Source organism: Streptomyces sp. NPDC091282, from assembly GCF_044757385.1.
Taxonomy (GTDB): Bacteria; Actinomycetota; Actinomycetes; order Streptomycetales; family Streptomycetaceae; genus Streptomyces; species Streptomyces gramineus.
The window spans coordinates 1-18734 of the sequence record NZ_JBIVUX010000015.1 but is presented as its reverse complement, the minus strand read 5'-3'; the positions used below and the strand labels follow the sequence as shown (position 1 = coordinate 18734).

Sequence of the window (18734 nt, the reverse complement as noted above, 5' to 3'; positions counted from 1 at the left end):
GCGCCTCCCACTGCGCCGGACTGCGCCATCCGCCGCCGCAATAACACCGTGCGCTCGCGGAATAGGATGGATTTGGCCGCCGCGCCGGCTGTACATTTTTTCCTACCGAAGGAATTTCCAACCAGCGGTTTTCCCGCTGAGAGGGACGCGGATGACGAGCCACGCAACTGAAGTCGACCTCGAGAATCTGTTACGTGAGAGATTACAGGCCACAGGTACGGAAGCGCGCTGGACGGTCGACGCGGACGACCTGTGGTGCCGCCTCACCCGGCAGTCCGGAATTCGACGCCGGCAAGGTTGGAAACTGCATGTCTCCGCGACGGCGGCCTCCGCTCCCGAAGTCCTCGTGAAGGCCTTGGACGTTCTGCTGGCCGAGGAATCGGCATTCAAGTTCGTCCGCTCGCTCGAACAGGTGAGCGCGCTCAATACCCGTGCCACTCCGCGCGGAAACTCCGGAAAGTTCATCACCGTTTACCCGCCCTCCGACGGCGACGCGGCCCGCGTGGCGCTGGAGCTGCACCGGGCCACGGCGGGACTGGCCGGCCCGCGGATCCTCTCCGACCAGCCCTACGCCCCGCAGAGCCTCGTCCACTACCGCTACGGCGCCTTCGTCGGCCGCCGCCGGCTGTCCGACCAGGGCCTGCTGGTGTGGTTCATCGAGGACCCCGACGGCAACCCGGTGGAGGACAAACGCACCGGGCAGTACGCCCCGCCCGCCTGGGCGGTCAGCCCCTTCCCCGCCTCCGTACCGCTCCCGCCGCGACAGGAGAAGGCGGCGAGCCGCCCGGTCCTGCTCGGCGGCCGGTTCTCGGTACGGGAAGCGATCCGGCACACCAACAAGGGCGGTGTCTACCGGGGCACCGACGTCACCACGGGCGCACCCGTGGTGATCAAGGAGGCCCGGCCGCACGTGGAGGGCGACGCGTCCGGCGCCGACGTCCGCGACTGGCTGCGCGCCGAGGCCAGGACCCTGGAGAAACTGAAGCACACCGGACTGGCGCCGGAACTGCTGGCGATGTTCGAGATGGGCGGCCACCTGTTCCTCGCCCAGGAGGAGGTGCCGGGCGTCCCGCTGCGCAACTGGGTCGCCGAACGCTTCCGCGACCTGGGCAGCGAACGCTACCGGGCGGACGCCCTCGACCAGGTCGAACGCCTGGTGGACCTGGTCGCGGCGGCCCACGCCTGCGGCTGTGTCCTGCGGGACTTCACACCCGGCAACGTGATGGTCCGCCCCGACGGGGAGCTGCGCCTGATCGACCTGGAGCTCGCCGCCCTGGAGGACGAACGGCCGCTCCCGACCCGGGTCGGCACCCCCGGGTTCAGCGCTCCGGAACGTCTGCTGGACGCCCCGGTGTCCCGGACGGCCGACTACTACAGCCTCGGCGCCACCATGTGCTTCGTGCTCGCCGGCAAGGTGCCGAACCTGCTGCCCGAGGACCCCGACACCAGACCGGCACAAGAACGATTCGCGGAGTGGCTGACCGCCTGCGCGGGGACGCTGCGCCTGCCCGACGGCCTGCCGGAGATGATCCTCGGGCTGATGCGGGACGACCCCGGTGAACGCTGGGACCCCGACAGGGCGCGGGACGCCCTGCACGGGATCGACCTGACGCGGCCGGCGCGCCCCACCCCCGGACCGGTGCGGTCGAGCGGGCCGGACACCGGGACCGAGGCCGCCGTCGCCGGGATGGTCAACCACCTCGTCGAGACGATCACCCCTTCCGACGAGCCGCGGCTGTGGCCCGTGTCGACCCTCGCCGGGGAGACCGACCCCTGCACCGTGCAGCAGGGCGCGGCAGGTGTACTGGCGGTCCTGACACGGTACTTCGAGCTCACCGGAGACCCCCGCCTGCCGGAGCTGATCTCCACCGCGGGCCACTGGATCGCCGCCCGCACCGACGCCCGGTCCATCCGCCCCGGCCTGCACTTCGGCGGCCGCGGCATCGCCTGGGCCCTGTACGACGCCGGCCGTGCCGTCGCCGACCGCAGACTCACCGACCACGCGCTGGCCCTGGCGCTGGCCCCGCCGGAGCCGACACCCAGTCACGACATCACCCACGGCACGGCCGGCAGCGGACTGGCCGCCGCCCACCTGTGGCACCGCACGGGCGATCCGCGCCTGGCGCGTCTGGTCGTCGACGCGGCCGACCGGCTGGCTGCCGCCGCGGAGCCCGAGCCTTCCGGCGTGAGCTGGCCGGTCCCCGCGGAAGCCGTGTCCGAGGAAGCGGGCAAACGCTATCTGGGCTTCGCCCACGGATCGGCCGGCATCGGCAGCTTCCTCCTCACCGCCGCGAGCGTCTCCGGCAGCCTGGACCACCTGGAGCTGGCCGTGGCCGCGGGCGAGCATCTGGTGGCCCACGCCGAGACGGTCGGCCGGGCGGTCCAGTGGCCCGCCCAGGCCACCGACCCGCCGACCGCCCCCTACTGGTGCCACGGTTCGGCCGGCATCGGGTCCTTCCTGATCCGCCTGTGGCAACGGACCGGCGACGACCGGTACGGCGACCTCGCCCGCGGAGCCGCGCACGCCGTCGTCGAACGCGCCTCCCGGGCCGGTCTCGCCCAGTGCCACGGACTCGCCGGCAACGGCGACTTCCTCCTCGACATGGCCGACGCCACCGGGGATCCCGTCCACCGCGAGGCGGCCGGGGAACTGGCCCGCCTCATCGTCACCGAACGCGCCCACCGCGGCAGCCACGTCGTCTTCCCCAACGAGTACGGGGACGTCTCGACGAGCTGGAGCGACGGGTCCGCGGGAATCCTGGCGTTCCTCCTGAGGAACCGCCACGCAGACTCCCGGCACTGGACAGTCCAGCAGCCGGGCTGAGCGACAGGAACACCTGTCGCCGACGCACAGAGAAGGAGATTGTCATGGAGAACCAGACCCTTGAGCTGCTGGCCCACCTGCACGCCCTTCCGGAGACCGACCCGGTCGACTTCGACGGAGCGTCGTTCTCCGGCACGTGCGCCTGCGTCGGCCTGCTGACGCTGCTCAACACCGTCTGTGTGGGCATCAGCTGCGCGTAGCCGAGAACCTCCGGCCGGCGGCGGTCCACGGGCCGCCGCCGGCCGGAGCACGCCCCGCCGCGGCCGGCGGGCCCGCACAGGACACCCCGTGGACGAGGAGCCGACCATGCAGGCACACGCCGGTGACGACGCCAGGACCCGAGCGACCCCCCGCACCGCCGGACCCGGGGATCCGGACGCCGAACGGCCAGCCGCCCGGCCGGACCGCGCCATCACGACCCGCGGCCTGGTCAAGAGCTACCCGGGCCCCGACGGGACCACCACCGACGCCGTGCGCGGCCTGGACCTGGACGTGCTCAGGGGCGAGACGTACGCCTTCCTCGGCCCCAACGGCGCCGGGAAGTCCACCACCCTCGCCGTGCTGTGCGCCCTGGCCCGCCCCACCGCGGGCCGGGCCACGGTGGCGGGCGCCGACGTACTGCGCAGTCCGGACCAGGTACGAAGACTGGTCGGGATGCTCTTCCAGCACAGCGCCCTGGACCCGGACCTGACGGCCGAGCAGAACCTGCACATCCACGCCCGCCTGTACGGCCTGCGCCGCAGGCACGCCCGCGTCCGCGTCACCGAGATGCTCGACGCGGTAGGACTGGCCGACCGGCGGCGCGCCCTGGTACGCACCCTCTCCGGAGGCATGCGCCGCCGTCTGGAGCTGGCCCGCGGCCTGCTGCACGCGCCCGAGGTGCTGTTCCTCGACGAGCCGACCACCGGCCTCGACCCGCACGCCCGCGCCCAGGTCTGGCAGTACCTGCGGGCCCTGCGCGACCGGCACGGCAGCACGCTGTTCGTCACCACGCACTACCTGGAGGAGGCCGAGAACTGCGACCGCCTCGGCATCCTCGACCACGGCCGGCTGGTGGCCGAGGGCACGCCCCTCGCGCTGAAGGCCGAGATCGGCGCGGACCGGCTGGTCCTGCGCACCGGCGACGACACGGCGGCCCGCCAGGTCGTCGCCCGTGCCGTCCCGCCGGGCACCGTCCTCACCGCGGACCCCGACGGAGTCTCCCTGCGCGTGCCCGACGGCAGCGCCTGGATCCCGCGCCTGTGCGCGGCGCTGGCGGACCAGGGCATCGCGGTGCACGCCGCGTCCGCGACCCCGCCGACGCTCGACGACGTCTTCTTCCACCACACCGGCCGCAGCATCCACACCCCCCGGTCCCACCCCGCTCCGGACGTCACCGCTTCGGACGCCACCGCTCCGGCGGCCGCCGAGCCCGTCGCCGAGGAGGCCCCATGACCGCGCCCGCCCTCCCGGCCTCGGACGCCCACGAGAGCGCCGCCGGCTCCGGCCGCGGGTCCGGGCCCTCGCCGCGCCACGAACTGCGCGCCGTGCACGCCCTGGTCCACCGCGACCTGCTGCGCATGGCGTCCCAGCCCGTCCACACGGGCCTGATGCTGCTCCAGCCGGTGCTCTACCTCTTCGTCCTGGGAGGCGGTCTGGCCGCGCTGATCCCGAACTCCTCGCTCGGCGTCGGCTACCAGACCTACCTCTTCCCCGGCATGCTGATGATGACCGTGCAGGCGCCGGCCATCATCGTCGGCGTCCGCCTGATCACCGACCGGCAGAGCGGCTACCTGCGCGAACTCCTGATGGCCCCGGTCAGCAGGCCCACCCTGCTGCTCGGCAGCTGCGCCGGTGGCACCCTCGTCTCCACCGTCCAGGGCGCCGTCCTGCTCGGCCTGGCCGGTGCCGTCGGGCTGCCGTACGACCCGCTCCTGCTGGCGCTCCTGCTCGCCGCGATGATCCTGGCGTCCTTCACCGTCACGGCCCTGGCCCTGCTGCTGGCCGTCAGCATCGACCGGCCGGAGATCTTCCACATGCTGCTCGGCCTGGTGATGATGCCGCTGCTGTTCCTCTCCGGAGGCTTCTTCCCGCTGCACAACCTGCCGGGCTGGGCGCATGCGCTGGCCGCCGTCAACCCGCTCGCCTACGGAGTGGACGTGCTGCGCCGCTGCATCGCGCTGCGGGTGCCGGACGCGGCGACCGCCGCGGGCATCGAGTGGTACGGCCGTCAGCCCCCGCTGCTCCTGGAGGGCGGTCTCCTGGCGGTCGCCGGGGCGCTGGCCCTGCTCTGGGCCGCGCACCGCTTCGGCCGTCCCGAATGACTCTTCCGGAACGGCCGCGGACGGCGTGCGCGGGGTCTCAGCCCATCTGCCCGGTCCTCGCGTCGTGCCACAGGTCGACGCCGCCGTCGACGGCGTACGTGTCGATCTCGGCCAGTTCCTCCGCCGTGAAGTCCAGGTTGTCCAGCGCGGCGACGTTCTGCTCCAGCTGCTCGGTGCGGGACGCGCCGATGACCAGCGAGGTGACCCGCTCGTCCCGCAGCGCCCAGGCGAGCGCCATCTGCGCGAGGGTCTGCCCGCGCCGCTGCGCGACGGCGTTCAGCGCCCGCAGCCGCTCCACCATGTCGTCCGACAGCCAGCCCGTGTCGAAGGACGTACCCGCCGCGGCCCGCGAGCCCTCCGGGATCCCGTCGAGATAGCGGCCGGTGAGCAGGCCCTGCGCGAGCGCCGTGAACCCGATGACGCCGAAGCCCTCGTCCCGTGCCGCGTCGAGCAGCCCGTCCGTCTCGATCCAGCGGTTCACCATGCTGTACGACGGCTGGTGGATGAGCAGGGGCGTCCCGAGGTCCCGCAGGATCGCGGCGGCCTGCCGGCTGCGCTCGGCGTCGTAGGAGGAGATGCCGACGTACAGGGCCTTGCCCTGGCGGACGGCGGTGTCCAGCGCGCCCATCGTCTCCTCCAGGGGCGTGCCCGCGTCGAGGCGGTGGGAGTAGAAGATGTCGACGTAGTCGAGGCCCATGCGCTGCAAGGACTGGTCGAGGGAGGCCAGCAGGTACTTGCGGGAGCCGCCGCCCTGGCCGTACGGGCCGGGCCACATGTCCCAGCCAGCCTTGGTGGAGACGATCATCTCGTCCCGGTACGGCGCGAGGTCCTGCTTCATCAGCCGCCCGAAGTTGATCTCCGCGGAGCCGTAGGGCGGGCCGTAGTTGTTGGCCAGGTCGTGGTGGGTGATCCCGAGGTCGAAGGCGCGCAGCGCGATGTCCCGCTGGGACTGGAACGACCGGTCGTCACCGAAGTTGTGCCAGTAGCCCAGCGAAAGGACGGGCAGGTCGAGGCCCGAACGCCCGGTGCGCCGGTAGCGCATCGTGCCGTTGTACCGCTCGGGATCGGCGACGTGGTTCATGGGGGTCTCCGCAGGTGACGGTGGGTTTCGTGCCGTTCGTGGGGTGAACGTGCCTACTGTGCCCCGGCGCGATTGCCGAGTCCAACAGCTCACGCACATCGGATTCATCGCTGTCACTTCTCAAAGCGGAGCCCGCCGGCGGCCCGCCACGGCCGCGCGGGGACGGCGCCTGCGCCCCGTCCCCGCGTACGGTCCGGGCCGGTCAGACGCTCGCCGTGAAGGTGTAGGCACCGGCGGGCAGATGGTACGTCGCCGGGCCCGCCGGCACGGCCTGCGCCGGGGCGGCGACCGACTCGGGCCGTGAGGTGGGCACGGTGACGGAGGCCCAGGTGCTGACGGGCACGGTGACGTGCAGCCGCAGCCGGCCCCCGGAGACGGCCCAGTTGCTGGCCGCGGCGCCGTACGGCGTGTCGTACGTGCTGACGGCCGAGGTCACACCGCCGCCCGGCCGCGGCGCGATGCGCAGTGCGGCGTACCCGGGGCTCGCGGGGCCGAGACCGCCGACCTGGCGGTAGAGGAAGTCACCGACCGACCCGAGGCCGTAGTGGTTGAAGGAGTTCATGCCCGGGTCGTTGAAGGAGCCGTCCGTGCGGATGCCGTCCCAGCGTTCCCAGATCGTGGTGGCCCCGTGGTCGATCATGTAGCCCCAGCCGGGGAAGCCGTGCTGGAGCAGGATCCGGTAGGCCGTCTCGACGTGGCCGTGGTCCGCCAGCACCGGCAGGAGGTTCTCCACGCCGAGGAAGCCGACGCTGAGGTGTCCGTCCGTGGCCGCGACCTTCGCGGCGAGCCGGTCCGCCGCCGCACCGGCCAGGGACGCCGGGAGCAGCTCGAAGGCCAGGGCCAGCACGTAGCCGGTCTGGGTGCCGCCGCGGACCGTGCCGTCGTCCGAGACGAACCGCGCGCGGAAGGCGGCCGCGACCCGGTCGGCGAGCTGACCGTAGGAGTCGGCCTCGGCGGCGCGGCCGGTGGCGGCCGCCATCCGGGCCACCAGACGGGCCGACCAGGCGGAGTAGGCGGTGCAGATGAGGTCCTGGGCCGTGTTGTCGTCGACGTTGAGCCAGTCCCCGTAGGTCGTCCGATCGCGAATCAGGTCGCTGCCGGAGGTGGCCTGCAGGTAGTCCACCCAGCGGGCCATCGCCGCGAAGTGCCGGTCCGCGACGGTGAGGTCGCCGAACCGCTGCCACAGCGTGTACGGAATGACCACTCCCGCGTCTCCCCAGCCGGCCGTGCCGGCCCCGCCGGTCACCGCCGGCGCGACGTCGGTGAAGGCGCCGTCGGCCTGCTGGGCGTCCGCCAGGTCGTCGACGAACTTGGCGAGGAGCCCGTGCGTGTCCAGGTTGAAGGTCGAGGTCGCGCAGAAGGCGGCGATGTCACCCGTCCAGCCCAGGCGTTCGTCCCGCTGGGGGCAGTCGGTGGGGATCGAGAGCATGTTGCTGCGCTCGCCCCACACGATGTTGTGCTGGAGCTTGTTGAGCAGCGGTTCGGAGGCGCTGAACGAGCCCGGCTGCCGGGCGTCCGTCCACACCGCGCGGCCGGTGACGGTGGTGGCGTCGGGCCGGAAACCGGCGGGCAGGCCGCTGAGTTCGGCGTACCGGTAGCCGTGGACGGTGAACCGGGGCTCGTACGTCTCCACGGTCCCGGTGCCGGCGAGGGTGAAGGAGTCGGTGGCCTGCGCGCCGCGCAGGTTGGTGGTGTACAGCGTGCCGTCGGGGTTGAGGACCTCGCCGTGCCGGACGGTGACGGTGGTGCCGGCGTCGCCGCGGACCGCGACGCGGTTCCAGCCGGCGAAGTTCTGCCCCAGGTCGAAGATCCACACCCCGGGCCGTGCCTCGGTGACCGAGACGGGGCGGAACTCCTGCTGCACGGTGACCCCGTTGTCGACCTGCGCCACCAGGGGCGGGACGGCTCCGTCCCGGACTGTGACGGCGCTCCAGCCGCTGTCGTCGAAACCGGGCGAGTCCCAGCCCTGGACGTGCAGCCGCGCGTCGTAACTCTCGCCCTGGTACAGGTCGTCCGCGGTGATCGCGCCGGTGGCCGTGCGCCAGCCGCGGTCGGTCTTCACCAGCTGGGTGGACCCGTCGGCGTACGTGACGAGGAGCTGTGCGCCGTAGAACGGCCGGGTGCCGTAGTGCCGGCTGCCCGCGAAGCCCAGGTTGCCGGAGAACCAGCCGTTGCCGAGCCAGGCGCCGAGCACGTTGGTTCCCTGCCGGAGCCGCGCGGTCACGTCGAACACCTTGTACTGGAGGCGTTTGGCGTAGTCGGTCCAGCCGGGCGCCAGCACGTCGTCGCCGACCTTCGCGCCGTTGAGGCGGGTCTCGTGCAGGCCCAGCGCGGTGGTCAGCAGCCGTGCCGAGGCGATCCGCCCGCGCACCTCGAAACTCGTGCGCACCATCGGTGCCGGACCCACGACCTGCACGTTCGACCCCCACGGGCCGCCGCCGTAGGTCGCGAGCGCGCGTGCCGCGGGCCAGGCGCCGTCGTCGTACCCCGGGTCCTGCCAGCCGGCGGGCGGGTCCTGGTGCGCCCGCCACCCGTCGTCGGTGACCACCGTCGGGCCGCCGGTGACGGTCAGTTTGGCGATCAGCCCGGCCGGGGACAGGGTCGTGTTGGCGCTCGCGATCGCCAGGGTGTTGGCGCCGCTCCTGAGCCGCGCGGTGACGTCGACCGTCGCGGCGGTCTTCCAGGAGTCGGTCACGCGTCGGGAGCTGCTCACCCGGGTTCCGTTGACCCAGACGTCCGCGGTGTCGTCCCCGGTCACGATCAGGGTCGCGGCGGCGGGCGCGGAGTCCAGCGTGAAGGTGCGCCGGAACGAGCGGGTGGCCACGGGTGCCTGGGAGGCGGGATCACCCTCCGGGTACCAGATCCAGGCGGCCCCGGAGAGGTCCTGGCCCGGCGCCCGTCCGATGAAGTCGGCGGACCACTCCTGCGCCGGCGCCAGCAGTCCCGTCTCGAACCACGCCGGTGTGCTCCACGCGGACGCCCGGCCTTGCGTGTCCCAGACGCGCACCCGCCAGAAGCCGCGGGTCAGGCTCTTCAGCGGCGTCCCGGCGTAGGCGATGTCGATCTGCCGGTCGGACGGGACCCGCCCGCTGTCCCACAGGTCGCCGCTGCCGCCGGACGTGGACGAGACCTGGATCTGGTAACCGCCCTGGCGCTGCTGCGGCTCGGCCGAGTCCAGGATCCAGCCGAAGCGCGGGTGCGCCGTGTCGATGCCGAGGGGGAGGGTACGGCGCTCGACGGTGGCGGCGGCCACGCTCAGCGGGGACGGGGCCGAGAGGTCGGGAGCGGCGACCCGGGAGTACCAGGGAGCCGTGCCGTAGGCGCCGAGGTCCCGGGCCGACGGCCAGCCGTCGTCGGCGAAGCCGGGCTGTTCCCAGCCCGCCGGCACGTCCTTGCCCGCGGACCAGCCGCCGTCGGTCACCGCCTCGGTCGTGCCGCCGGCGGTCCGTACCCGGATCCGTCCGATGACGCCGGCCGCGCCGCCGTCGTTCCGGCTCGCCAGCGCGATGGTGTTGGTTCCCGCGGTGAGGGCGGGCCGCAGGTCCACGTACAGGGCGGCGCGCCAGGACTCCGCGACTCTGCGGGAGGCGGCGAGCGGCTTGCCGTTCAGCCATACGTCGACGGAGTCGTCACCGGTGACGACGAGCTGGGCCTCGGTCACCTCGCCCTCGGCGACGGAGAAGCGGCCGCGGAAGTAGCGGTGTCCGGCGGGGGCCGAGGAGCCGGGGTCGCCTTCCGGGTACCAGATCCAGCGGGCCGGGGACAGCGCGACGGGCCCGGCCGGTGCGCCGGCCGCCAGCGCGGGGCCGGCGAAGGTGCCGACGGCTCCCGTGGCGAGGGCACCGGCGGCCAGCGCCGACGCCGTGCCGAGGAAGCCGCGTCTGCTGACCGGGGATTCCGGCGAGCCGGGAGCGGGGGATGCGGTCTGACTGGCCAACGGAGTACTCCTTCACACGGGTTGGGCGAAGCAGGACGGCTCGGTGGGCGAACGGCGTGATTGAAACGTTTCAAACCGTTAATGCGGTGGAAATGTATGAAAGTTGATGAGCGGCGTCAATAGAGTGGCGCATCGTTTCATTCACTCGGCTACGCTGGCCGCGGAGGTGCCGAGTGACCGAAGCGGACAGCACGTCGGGGGAGGTCGCGCAGTCCGCGACCGTCGTGGTGATCGGCGCGGGTCCGGCCGGACTGACGGTCGCCGCGCTGCTGCGCAGGTGCGGAATCGACTGCGTCGTCCTGGAGCGCCGCAGCCGCGCGTACGTGGCGCAGCGTCAGCGGGCCGGCATCGTGGAGAGCCGTGCCGTCGCGATGTTCGAGTCCTGGGGACTGGCCGACCTGGTGCTGGGCGGCGCTCCGCACGACGGCATCCTGGAGTTCCGGGTGGACGGCGAGCCTCACTTCGTCGACGACACCGGCGGTGCCGAGGGTCCTCCCGCGCGCCTGTGTCCCCAGCAGGTCCTGGTCCAGAAGCTCACGGCCACGCTGCTCGCCGACGGCGCCGACCTGCGCTACGAGACGGCCGACGTCTCCCTGCACGACCTGACCGGCGATGGCCCGACCGTCCGCTACCGCTCCGCCGACGGCACCCGGCACGCGATCACCTGCGCCTTCGTCGCCGGCTGCGACGGCGATCACGGCGTCACGCGCTCCGCCGTCCCCGACGGCGTGCTCACCGCCCACACCCTCGACCACGGCATCGGGTGGCTCACCGTCCTCGCCGACGCGCCGCCACCCGCCCACCCCCTGCTCGCGGTCGGCTCCGAGGGCTTCGCGGCGCACTTCCCCCGCGGGCCGCACAGCAGCCGCTACTACCTCCAGTGCCCGCCCGACGACCACCCCGACGCCTGGCCCGACGCCCGCGTCTGGGAAGCGCTGCGCAGCCGCCTGGCCGACCCCGCCCTCACCGCCGGCGAGATCACCGACCGCGAGACCTTCCGGCTGCGCAGCCTGGTGCACGATCCGATGCAGTACGGACGGCTGTTCCTGGTCGGAGACGCCGCCCACATCCTGTCCCCGATGGGCGGCAAGGGCATGAACCTCGCCCTGTACGACGCCGACCTCTTCGCCCGCGCCGTCCGCGACCACGTCCGCGACGACGACGATTCCGGGCTGCGCACCTACTCGCGGCGCTGTCTGCGGCGCGTCTGGAGCGACCAGGAGTTCTCCCACTGGCTGACCCGGACGGTCCACGACGCCGGCGACGACACCGGGTCGGGCCCGTTCCTGCGCCACCTGGCCCGCGCCCGCCTCGACCGGCTCTTCACGTCCCCGACGGCCGCCCGCTCCTTCGCGGAACTCATGACGGGGCTGGACCTGGCGTAGGAGCGCTGCCGTGCAGCACCCTTCGCGGGCAACCAGGGTGTTCTGTCGGGTGATTGACGTGACGGGAAGGGGCCTGCTTCACTGAGGCGGTGGCTGAGCCACTGGACCAAGAAGTCGCTGCACCAGTGGGCCACCGGACCGGTGAGCCGCTGAACGACCGACCGAAGCCTGGGAGATCCTCCGTGGCCGTCGAGAGCATTCCGCGCCGAACCGTGGTCGACCTGCTGGAAGCACGGCTGCGTGACGACATCCTGAACGGCACGCACGAACCGGGATCGCTGCTGCCCCCGGAGCGGGAGCTGGCCGCCGGGTACGGAGTCACCCGTACGACCCTCAAGCACGCGCTGACCCGGCTGGAGCAGGCGGGACTGCTCAGCACCCGGCACGGCATCGGCACCCGCATCCTGGACTACCTGCGGGTCGGCGGCGCCGACCTGCTTCCGATGCTGGCCGCACAGGATCCCACCTGGCTGCGGGAGGTCTTCGAGGTACGGCGCCACGTCGGCGTCCTGATCGCCGGCCGCGCGGCCGTCCGGCGCACCGCACGGCAGGCCCGGCGGCTGGAGGACCTGCTCCGCCAGGTCGCGGACGCCGCCGCCGCCGACGCCGTGCAGCTCGCCGACGCCGAAGTGCACCGCGAACTGGCGCGGGCCACGGGCAACCGCGTCTACCTGCTCCTCACGAACACGCTGTTCAACGCCTACCTCCCGGTACGGGCCGCACTGCGGGCGCCGTTCGAGGACGCGGCGCGTGCGGCGGACCGGCTCGCGCCGGTGGTGCGCGCCGTGGTGGACCGGGACGGCGAAGGCGCGCGGCGGGCCGCGGAGACGTACCTCGCGGGCACCGAGAAGATCATGCTCGGCTCACTGGGCAGCCCGCGCGGCCGCCCGGCCGCCGACAGCCCCCGCTAGCCGCGCGTCCCGGCCCCGACGCCCGCCCCGCCGGTCCTCCCGGGTGCGGCGGGCATGGCGTGCACGGCCGAACCGGCAGGCTCAGGCGCGCCCCTCGGCATGCGCCCGCGCCCGTTCACCCCCCCCCGTTCTCTTTATGTCATGCACGGGTCAATCGCGAGGTTCCGAAGGCCGCCCGGCGAGGGCGGCGCCGGGGACCCGAGGCGATCCGGGCCCGGCACCCCCGATACGGCCGCCCGCCCACCGTGGGCGCGGCGGCGACCGACACCACTAGGAGCATGGTGAGCAGATCAAGCAAGAGACGCGGCCTTCTCGTCGGCGTGATGCTGTCCGCGGCCGTCGGCGGCACCGTCCAGCCGGCGATCGCCGCGCCGCAGCGGGACGCCGGGGACCGGTCGGCACCGTCGCGGACGTCCGCGGTGGGCGCGGCCGAGCAGGAGATCGCGCGGACGCTGTCCGTCTCGCTGCGTGACCCGCGCTGGCGCGCGCAGGTCCGTACGGCCGCGCTCGGCGCCGAGGACGTGGACCTCCAGGCGCTCACGGGCGGGGCCACCGCCGCCGGGGGCAGGGACCTGTTCGCCTCCGTCGCCGCGGCGGACCGCCGCATCGCGGGACTGAAGGGCCTGCCCGCGTCGACCGGATCGCTGCTGCGCGTCCGGCTCGGCGCGCCGTCCATGCGGTCCGGCCTGACCGCCGGGGCCACGCCCTGGATCGCGGTCGCCGCGACCGCCGACGACGCCAGGAGCCTCACGGCGTACGACAGTCAGGGCCGTGCCCACGCCGTGGACACCGCGCGCGTCCCCGACCGGCCGCTGTACGTCCTGGACATCGACGTCACCAAGGCGCACCGAGCCGGGCTGCGGGTGCTGCAGAACGCCTTCGCAGACAAGGGTCTGGCCTCCCGGCCGAGGACGGCGGCCGGCGCGGCCGCCGCGAACGGCGGCTGGTGGGCCACCAAGGTCACGGCCGTCGAGGTGAACGACGACGAGGAGCCGTGGTTCAAGGGTGCCGCCGAGATGTTCTCGCTGGTGACCGGCTTCGGCCAGGACGGCGCCGCACGCGTCGACTCGGTGGACATGCCCTACCTGGACTACGACGGCACCGTCTACTACCCGAACCAGATCCTGGTCAACTGGTCCACCTACAAGTACGACCTGGCCGACGTCGTCATGATGGAGGACGACGACGGCACCAACTACCGTGCGCTCGCCGAGGCGATCACCACGGCACTGCTCACCGTGACCGACCAGGGCACCTACATCCCGCTGGTGAACGCGGTCCTGAGCGCGATCCCCGACAGCTGGTTCACCGACGACCCCGACTACGTGGAGTCCTGGTACACCCTCGCCCAGAACTCCACCGGACGGCTGAACGGCGCCTCGGGCAACGGCTGGATGACCGTCGAGCCCTACTTCGTCTCGGAGTTGTAGCCCCGGCGCACGAGCGCGGACCGTTCACCGCCCGCCGGTGAACGGTCCGCGAGGGCGTCCGACCGCACCGCCCGGTCCGGTCGGGCGCCCCTCGTCCGCGGCTTCAGGGGCCGGTCTCCTGGTCGTGGGCCAGGGCGTGGACGACCGGGGCGGTGCCCGTGTACAGGTCCCGGTACTGGGCGAACCGGCGTTCGTAGACGGCCGCGGTGGCCGGATCGGGCCGGACCACCGACTCCACCGGGTTCCAGGCCGTGATGTCCGGCCGGCCGACCAGTCCGGCGGCCAGGAACGCGGCGCCGTAGCTCGCGCCGATGGTCGTGCGCGGGACGGCCTGTTCGAGACCGGTGACGTCGCTGACGATCCGCGGCCACAGCCCGCCCCGGGTGCCGCCGCCGACCGCGACGATCCGCCGGATGTCGGCACCGGCCGCGAGCATCGTCTCGACGTTGTGCCGCACCCCGAAGGCGGTGGCCTCCAGCGCCGCCCGCATGAGGTCGCCCCGGCTGTGACCCAGCGTCAGGCCCGCGATCACGCCGCGGGCTTCGGGGTCCATCAGGGGGGTGCGTTCCCCGGCGAAGTACGGAAGCATCACCAGGCCGTTCGCGCCCGGCGGCGACGCGGCCGCCTCGTCGAACAGCACCCCGTGGCCGACGTCGCCGAAGAGGTGCCCCAGCCAGTCGGTGACGGCTCCGGACGTGGCCATGCCGCCCGCCAGGCAGCGGGTGCCGGGCAGCGCGCCGACCGTCGACCACATCGACGGACTGGTCACGAGCCGGTCGACGGTGTTCACCAGGAACATCGTCGTGCCGTACATCAGCATCAGGTCGCCGACCCGGTGGCCGCCCACGCTGACGGCCTCGCTCCAGGCGTCGATCGTCCCCACGACGACCGGAGTGCCGGCCGGGATGCCCGCGACGGCCGTCCGTACCCGTCCGGCCTCCTCACCCGGCCAGTGCAGCGGGGGCAGTTCGATGCCCGGGGCGATCCGCTCGGCCCACTCGGCGATCCAGCGGCGTCCGTGGATGTCGAACAGCGGAGTGCACTGGCTGGCCGAGTGCAGGTCCAGCACGTAGGCGCCGGTCAGCCGCTGCGCCAGCCAGGACGCGGGCATGAGAAGACGGCGGGCGCGTGACCACGCCTCGGGTTCCCGCTCCCGGATCCAGGCCAGTTTGGGGCCGACGGCCTGCGACGACAGCGCGGAGCCGCACCTGCGGAAGATCGTGTCCTCGCCCAACTCCTGGTTCAGCCGGGCGATCTGCTCCGTGGCGCGGGTGTCGACGCCGTACAGCACCGCCGGCCGCACCGGCTCTCCCGCGCCGTCGACCAGCAGCGTGCACGGGCCCATGCCGCTGACTCCCACGGCCCGCACGGCGATGTCGTCGCGGTCGAGGAGTTCGGCCGCGAGCGAGACGAACTCGTCCCACCACACCTGTGCGTCCATCTCGACGTGCCCCGGCCGGGGACGGTCGACCACGTGACGTCGTACGGCCTCGCCCAGGATGCGGCCCGCCCCGTCGACGACCACGCCCTTGGTGCTGGAAGTGCCCACGTCCACTCCGAGGACGACGTCGATCATGTGTGCCTCCCTTGGTGCCGGATCCGCCACCGTAGTCGCTCGCACGGGCCGGTGAGCGCGACCGCGCCCGCGGGGAGCGGGGGTTGCCGCAATCGTTGACATGCTCCTGCCTTGTGGCTAGCTTCACGAGGAGTTCCCGCTCTGCCCCTCGGGCGATCACGGCCCAGGGTCCCCGCCAGGCACTCGCATCTCAGGCACCTCATCTCCACGGTTGGACAACGTTGTCAGCCTGCGGCGATCAAGGCGATCTCGGCGCTCCATCCCTCCTCGGGTCGCGTTCTCGACGCGAAGACAACGTTGTCTGGCCTCCACTTCCGAGTAGAGGAGCACACCCCGTGATCACTCGACTGTCGAGACCGCCCGGAACCATGGCGATCGGTCTCCTCGCCGCCGCGGCGCTCGCCGCGGCCGGACTGTGCACGCCCGCGTGGGCGGCCGGGAAGGCCGCGCTCGTCACCTCGCCTGCGACTCTGGTCAATCCGTTCATCGGGACGTCCAACCAGGCCGACGACTTCCCGGGCGCCGACGTCCCGTTCGGCATGGTGCAGTGGAGCCCCGACACGCCGTCGCGTCCCGACGGCGGGGGCTACGAGTACAGCGACTCGTCGATCACCGGCTTCAGCCTGACCCACATCGCGGGACCCGGCTGCGGCGCCGCCGGCGACATACCGGTGCTGCCCACGGTGGGAGCCGTGAACACCGGTGCCACGGACGCGTTCTCGCACGCCAACGAGTCGGCGTCCGCGGGGTCCTACAAGGTCACGCTCAACAACCAGGTGACCACCGAGCTGACCACCACGACCCGCAGCGGCATGGCCCGCTTCACCTTCCCCTCGACCAGCCAGGCCAACCTTGTCTTCAAGCTGACCGGCAGTCAGAACGGTGCCAGTGCGACCCAGTTCACCAAGGTGTCGAACACCGAGGTGAGCGGGCAGATCACCAGCGGCCGCTTCTGCGGCGCCGGGAACACCTACACCGTGTACTTCGACATGGTCTTCGACCAGCCGTTCGCGTCGCAGGGCAGCTCGGTCGCCAAGGCGCCGGCAGCCGCCTCGGCCCCCGCCGAGGCGTCGAAGAACGCCGCCGGGAAGCCCGGCGCGCCGGTGCTGCACGGCAAGAGCCCGAGGGCCGCGGAACCGAAGGCCACCAAGGACGCCGCCACCCCGGCCGCCGCCGCCTCGAACGGCTACGTCACCTTCAACACCACGTCCAACCCGGTCGTGCAGGCCAAGGTCGGCGTCTCCTACGTCTCGGTCGCCAACGCGGTCGCCAACCGGACCTCGGAGAACGGCGGCTGGGACTTCAACGCGACCCGCACCGCCGCCCAGAACGCGTGGAACAGCACGCTCGGCAAGGTGCAGATCGCCGGCGGCACCGCCGCGCAGCAGCAGAGCTTCTACACCGCGCTGTACCACTCGCTGCTGCACCCGAACGTGATCAGCGACAGCAACGGCCAGTACTACGGCTTCGACGGCAGGACGCACACCGTGGACTCCGGCCACGGCGCGGTGTACGCGAACTACTCGGGCTGGGACATCTACCGCTCGCAGGCCCAGCTCGAAGCGCTGGTCGCCCCGCAGGTCGCCTCCGACACCGCCCAGTCGATGGTCGACGACTACGCGCAGACCGGCATCTTCCCCAAGTGGTCGGAGAACAACGGCGAGTCGTACGTCATGGTCGGTGACCCCGCGGACGCCATCCTCGCCGACTACTACGCCTTCGGCGCCCGGAACTTCGACACCGCCACCGCCCTGGCCGACATGGTCAAGCAGGCGAGCACCGCCAACAACGACCGTCCCGGACTCGGCTACCTGAACTCACCGGGCTACATGCCGCACGACGGCAGCTACGGCTGCTGCAACTTCTACGGCCCGGTGGCCACCACCCTGGAGTACGACACGGCCGACTTCGCGATCTCGGCGCTGGCCGGCGCGCTCGGCGACACCGCGAACCAGAAGACCTACGCCAACCGCGCCCAGGACTGGCGCAACGTGCTCAACCCCGCCTCCGGTTTCGTGGAGCCCCGCAACGCGAGCGGCTCGTGGACCGGCGGCTTCGACCCGACCAGCGGCACCGACATGGTCGAGGCCGACTCCTGGATCTACACCGGGATGGTGCCGTTCAACGTCGGCGGCCTGGCCCGCGCCAAGGGCGGCAACACCGCCATGAACCACTACCTGGACACCGTGCTGCGCAGCTACACCGGCGCCAACGGCTACGCCTGGGTCGGCAACGAGCCGAGCATCGAACTCCCCTGGGAGTACGACTACACCGGGCAGCCCTGGAAGACGCAGGGCACCGTGCGGGCGATCCAGGACCAGATCTGGTCCAACACGCCCGGCGGTCTCGCCGACGGCAACGACGACCTCGGCGCGATGAGCGCCTGGTACGTGTGGTCGGCGCTCGGCATGTTCCCCGAGACGCCCGGGACCTCCGACCTGGCCCTCGGCTCACCGCTGTTCACGCAGGCCGTGATCACCCTGCCCTCGGGCAGGACGCTGACCGTGAACGGCAACGGGGCCGCGGACAACGCCCCGTACGTGCAGTCCGCGGCGTGGAACGGCTCGGCGTGGAACAACGCCTACGCGCCCACCTCGGCGATCACGTCCGGCGGCACGCTCGACTTCACCCTGGGCACCGGTGCCAACACCTCCTGGGCGACGGCGGCGAGCGCGGCTCCGCCCTCGTACGCGGGGGACACCACCGCGCCCGCTTCGCCGCGGATCGGCCCGCTCACCTCGGCGGTGGCCTCGAACCTCTGCGTGGACGACGCGTCCTCCAGCACCTCCGACGGCACCCATGTCCAGATCTGGGGCTGCAACGGCACCTACGCCCAGGACTGGATCGTCGCCGGTGACGGAACGATCCGGACCCTCGGCAAGTGCCTGGACGCCGACCACAGCGGGACCACCAACGGCACGCTGATCCAGCTGTGGACCTGCAACGGCAGCGGCGCCCAGCAGTGGACCGCCGGAGCCAACGGGTCACTGGTCAACCCGGAGTCCAAGCTGTGCCTGGACGACCCCAACTCCTCGACGGCCAACGGCACCCAGCTCCAGCTCTACACCTGCAACGCCACGGCGGCGCAGAACTGGAAGCTCCCCGGCTGAGTCCCGCGACGGCGGCCGGGTGCGCCCCCCGGCGTGCCCGGCGCCGGAAGCACCGGCGGGGGGGGGGGGGGGGGCGCCCCCCCCCCCCCCCGCGGGGGCCGGGCGGGCGGGGGGGGGCCCCCGCCCCCCCCGCGGGGGGCGCCCCGGGCGCACGGCCCCCCGGCGGGAGGGCCCCCC

The 18734-nt window shown here is 72.7% G+C and carries 11 protein-coding genes; 8 read left to right on the top strand and 3 right to left on the bottom strand.

What is annotated here, in order from left to right; genetic code table 11:
* Window positions 1-151 precede the first annotated feature (151 nt).
* From lanL to ACIQOE_RS40155, 4 genes are all read left to right on the top strand, one after another.
* Window positions 152-2824: a class IV lanthionine synthetase LanL gene (gene lanL, locus ACIQOE_RS40170; RefSeq protein WP_401417036.1), complete on the top strand. Its 2673-nt coding sequence runs from the start codon at window positions 152-154 to the stop codon at window positions 2822-2824.
* 44 nt (window positions 2825-2868) lie between these two features.
* Complete coding sequence (locus ACIQOE_RS40165; RefSeq protein ID WP_317440737.1) at window positions 2869-3024, top strand: VenA family class IV lanthipeptide; 156 nt, start codon at window positions 2869-2871, stop codon at window positions 3022-3024.
* A gap of 106 nt (window positions 3025-3130) precedes the next feature.
* Window positions 3131-4258: an ATP-binding cassette domain-containing protein gene (locus ACIQOE_RS40160; RefSeq protein WP_401417034.1), complete on the top strand. Its 1128-nt coding sequence runs from the start codon at window positions 3131-3133 to the stop codon at window positions 4256-4258.
* Window positions 4255-5127, top strand: a complete 873-nt coding sequence (locus ACIQOE_RS40155) for an ABC transporter permease (RefSeq protein WP_365562413.1) — start codon at window positions 4255-4257, stop codon at window positions 5125-5127. Before ACIQOE_RS40160 ends, ACIQOE_RS40155 begins: the two co-directional genes overlap by 4 nt.
* Window positions 5128-5164: 37 nt before the next feature.
* Here the strand turns inward: ACIQOE_RS40155 and mgrA are convergent, their stop codons facing one another.
* Window positions 5165-6208 carry an L-glyceraldehyde 3-phosphate reductase gene (gene mgrA / locus ACIQOE_RS40150; protein WP_362646866.1) on the bottom strand — a complete coding sequence of 348 codons (1044 nt, stop codon included), beginning with the start codon at window positions 6206-6208 and terminating at the stop codon, window positions 5165-5167.
* Between the two features lie 202 nt (window positions 6209-6410).
* A complete protein-coding gene (locus tag ACIQOE_RS40145; RefSeq protein WP_401417031.1) occupies window positions 6411-10145 on the bottom strand; it encodes a family 78 glycoside hydrolase catalytic domain in 3735 nt (1244 codons plus the stop codon).
* 173 nt (window positions 10146-10318) lie between these two features.
* Between ACIQOE_RS40145 and ACIQOE_RS40140 the strand changes: the two genes are divergently transcribed.
* The 3 genes from ACIQOE_RS40140 to ACIQOE_RS40130 all read left to right on the top strand — a co-directional run bounded on the left by ACIQOE_RS40140 (window position 10319) and on the right by ACIQOE_RS40130 (window position 13871).
* Window positions 10319-11530 carry a 4-hydroxybenzoate 3-monooxygenase gene (locus tag ACIQOE_RS40140; RefSeq protein ID WP_365562418.1) on the top strand — a complete coding sequence of 404 codons (1212 nt, stop codon included), beginning with the start codon at window positions 10319-10321 and terminating at the stop codon, window positions 11528-11530.
* Between the two features lie 182 nt (window positions 11531-11712).
* Window positions 11713-12441, top strand: a complete 729-nt coding sequence (locus ACIQOE_RS40135; protein WP_401417029.1) for a FadR/GntR family transcriptional regulator — start codon at window positions 11713-11715, stop codon at window positions 12439-12441.
* A 278-nt stretch (window positions 12442-12719) separates the two neighbouring features.
* Window positions 12720-13871, top strand: coding sequence for a DUF3103 family protein (locus tag ACIQOE_RS40130; RefSeq protein WP_401417027.1), 1152 nt, complete (start codon window positions 12720-12722; stop codon window positions 13869-13871).
* A 103-nt stretch (window positions 13872-13974) separates the two neighbouring features.
* On the opposite strand, the gene ACIQOE_RS40125 is transcribed toward ACIQOE_RS40130, so the two are convergent.
* Window positions 13975-15447: an FGGY-family carbohydrate kinase gene (locus tag ACIQOE_RS40125; RefSeq protein WP_401417025.1), complete on the bottom strand. Its 1473-nt coding sequence runs from the start codon at window positions 15445-15447 to the stop codon at window positions 13975-13977.
* Between the two features lie 335 nt (window positions 15448-15782).
* Here ACIQOE_RS40125 and ACIQOE_RS40120 point away from each other — a divergent pair, with 335 nt between their 5' ends.
* Window positions 15783-18557 carry a lectin gene (locus tag ACIQOE_RS40120; RefSeq protein WP_401417023.1) on the top strand — a complete coding sequence of 925 codons (2775 nt, stop codon included), beginning with the start codon at window positions 15783-15785 and terminating at the stop codon, window positions 18555-18557.
* Window positions 18558-18734 lie beyond the last annotated feature (177 nt).

What these genes read in the sequence shown, in the direction of transcription:
- ACIQOE_RS40155 (WP_365562413.1), top strand. Translation starts at nt 4,255, where the DNA reads ATGACCGCGCCCGCCCTCCCGGCCTCGGACGCCCACGAGAGCGCCGCC.
- mgrA (WP_362646866.1), bottom strand. Translation starts at nt 6,208, where the DNA reads ATGAACCACGTCGCCGATCCCGAGCGGTACAACGGCACGATGCGCTAC.
- ACIQOE_RS40125 (WP_401417025.1), bottom strand. Translation starts at nt 15,447, where the DNA reads ATGATCGACGTCGTCCTCGGAGTGGACGTGGGCACTTCCAGCACCAAG.
- lanL (WP_401417036.1), top strand. Translation starts at nt 152, where the DNA reads ATGACGAGCCACGCAACTGAAGTCGACCTCGAGAATCTGTTACGTGAG.
- ACIQOE_RS40130 (WP_401417027.1), top strand. Translation starts at nt 12,720, where the DNA reads ATGGTGAGCAGATCAAGCAAGAGACGCGGCCTTCTCGTCGGCGTGATG.
- ACIQOE_RS40160 (WP_401417034.1), top strand. Translation starts at nt 3,131, where the DNA reads ATGCAGGCACACGCCGGTGACGACGCCAGGACCCGAGCGACCCCCCGC.
- ACIQOE_RS40165 (WP_317440737.1), top strand. Translation starts at nt 2,869, where the DNA reads ATGGAGAACCAGACCCTTGAGCTGCTGGCCCACCTGCACGCCCTTCCG.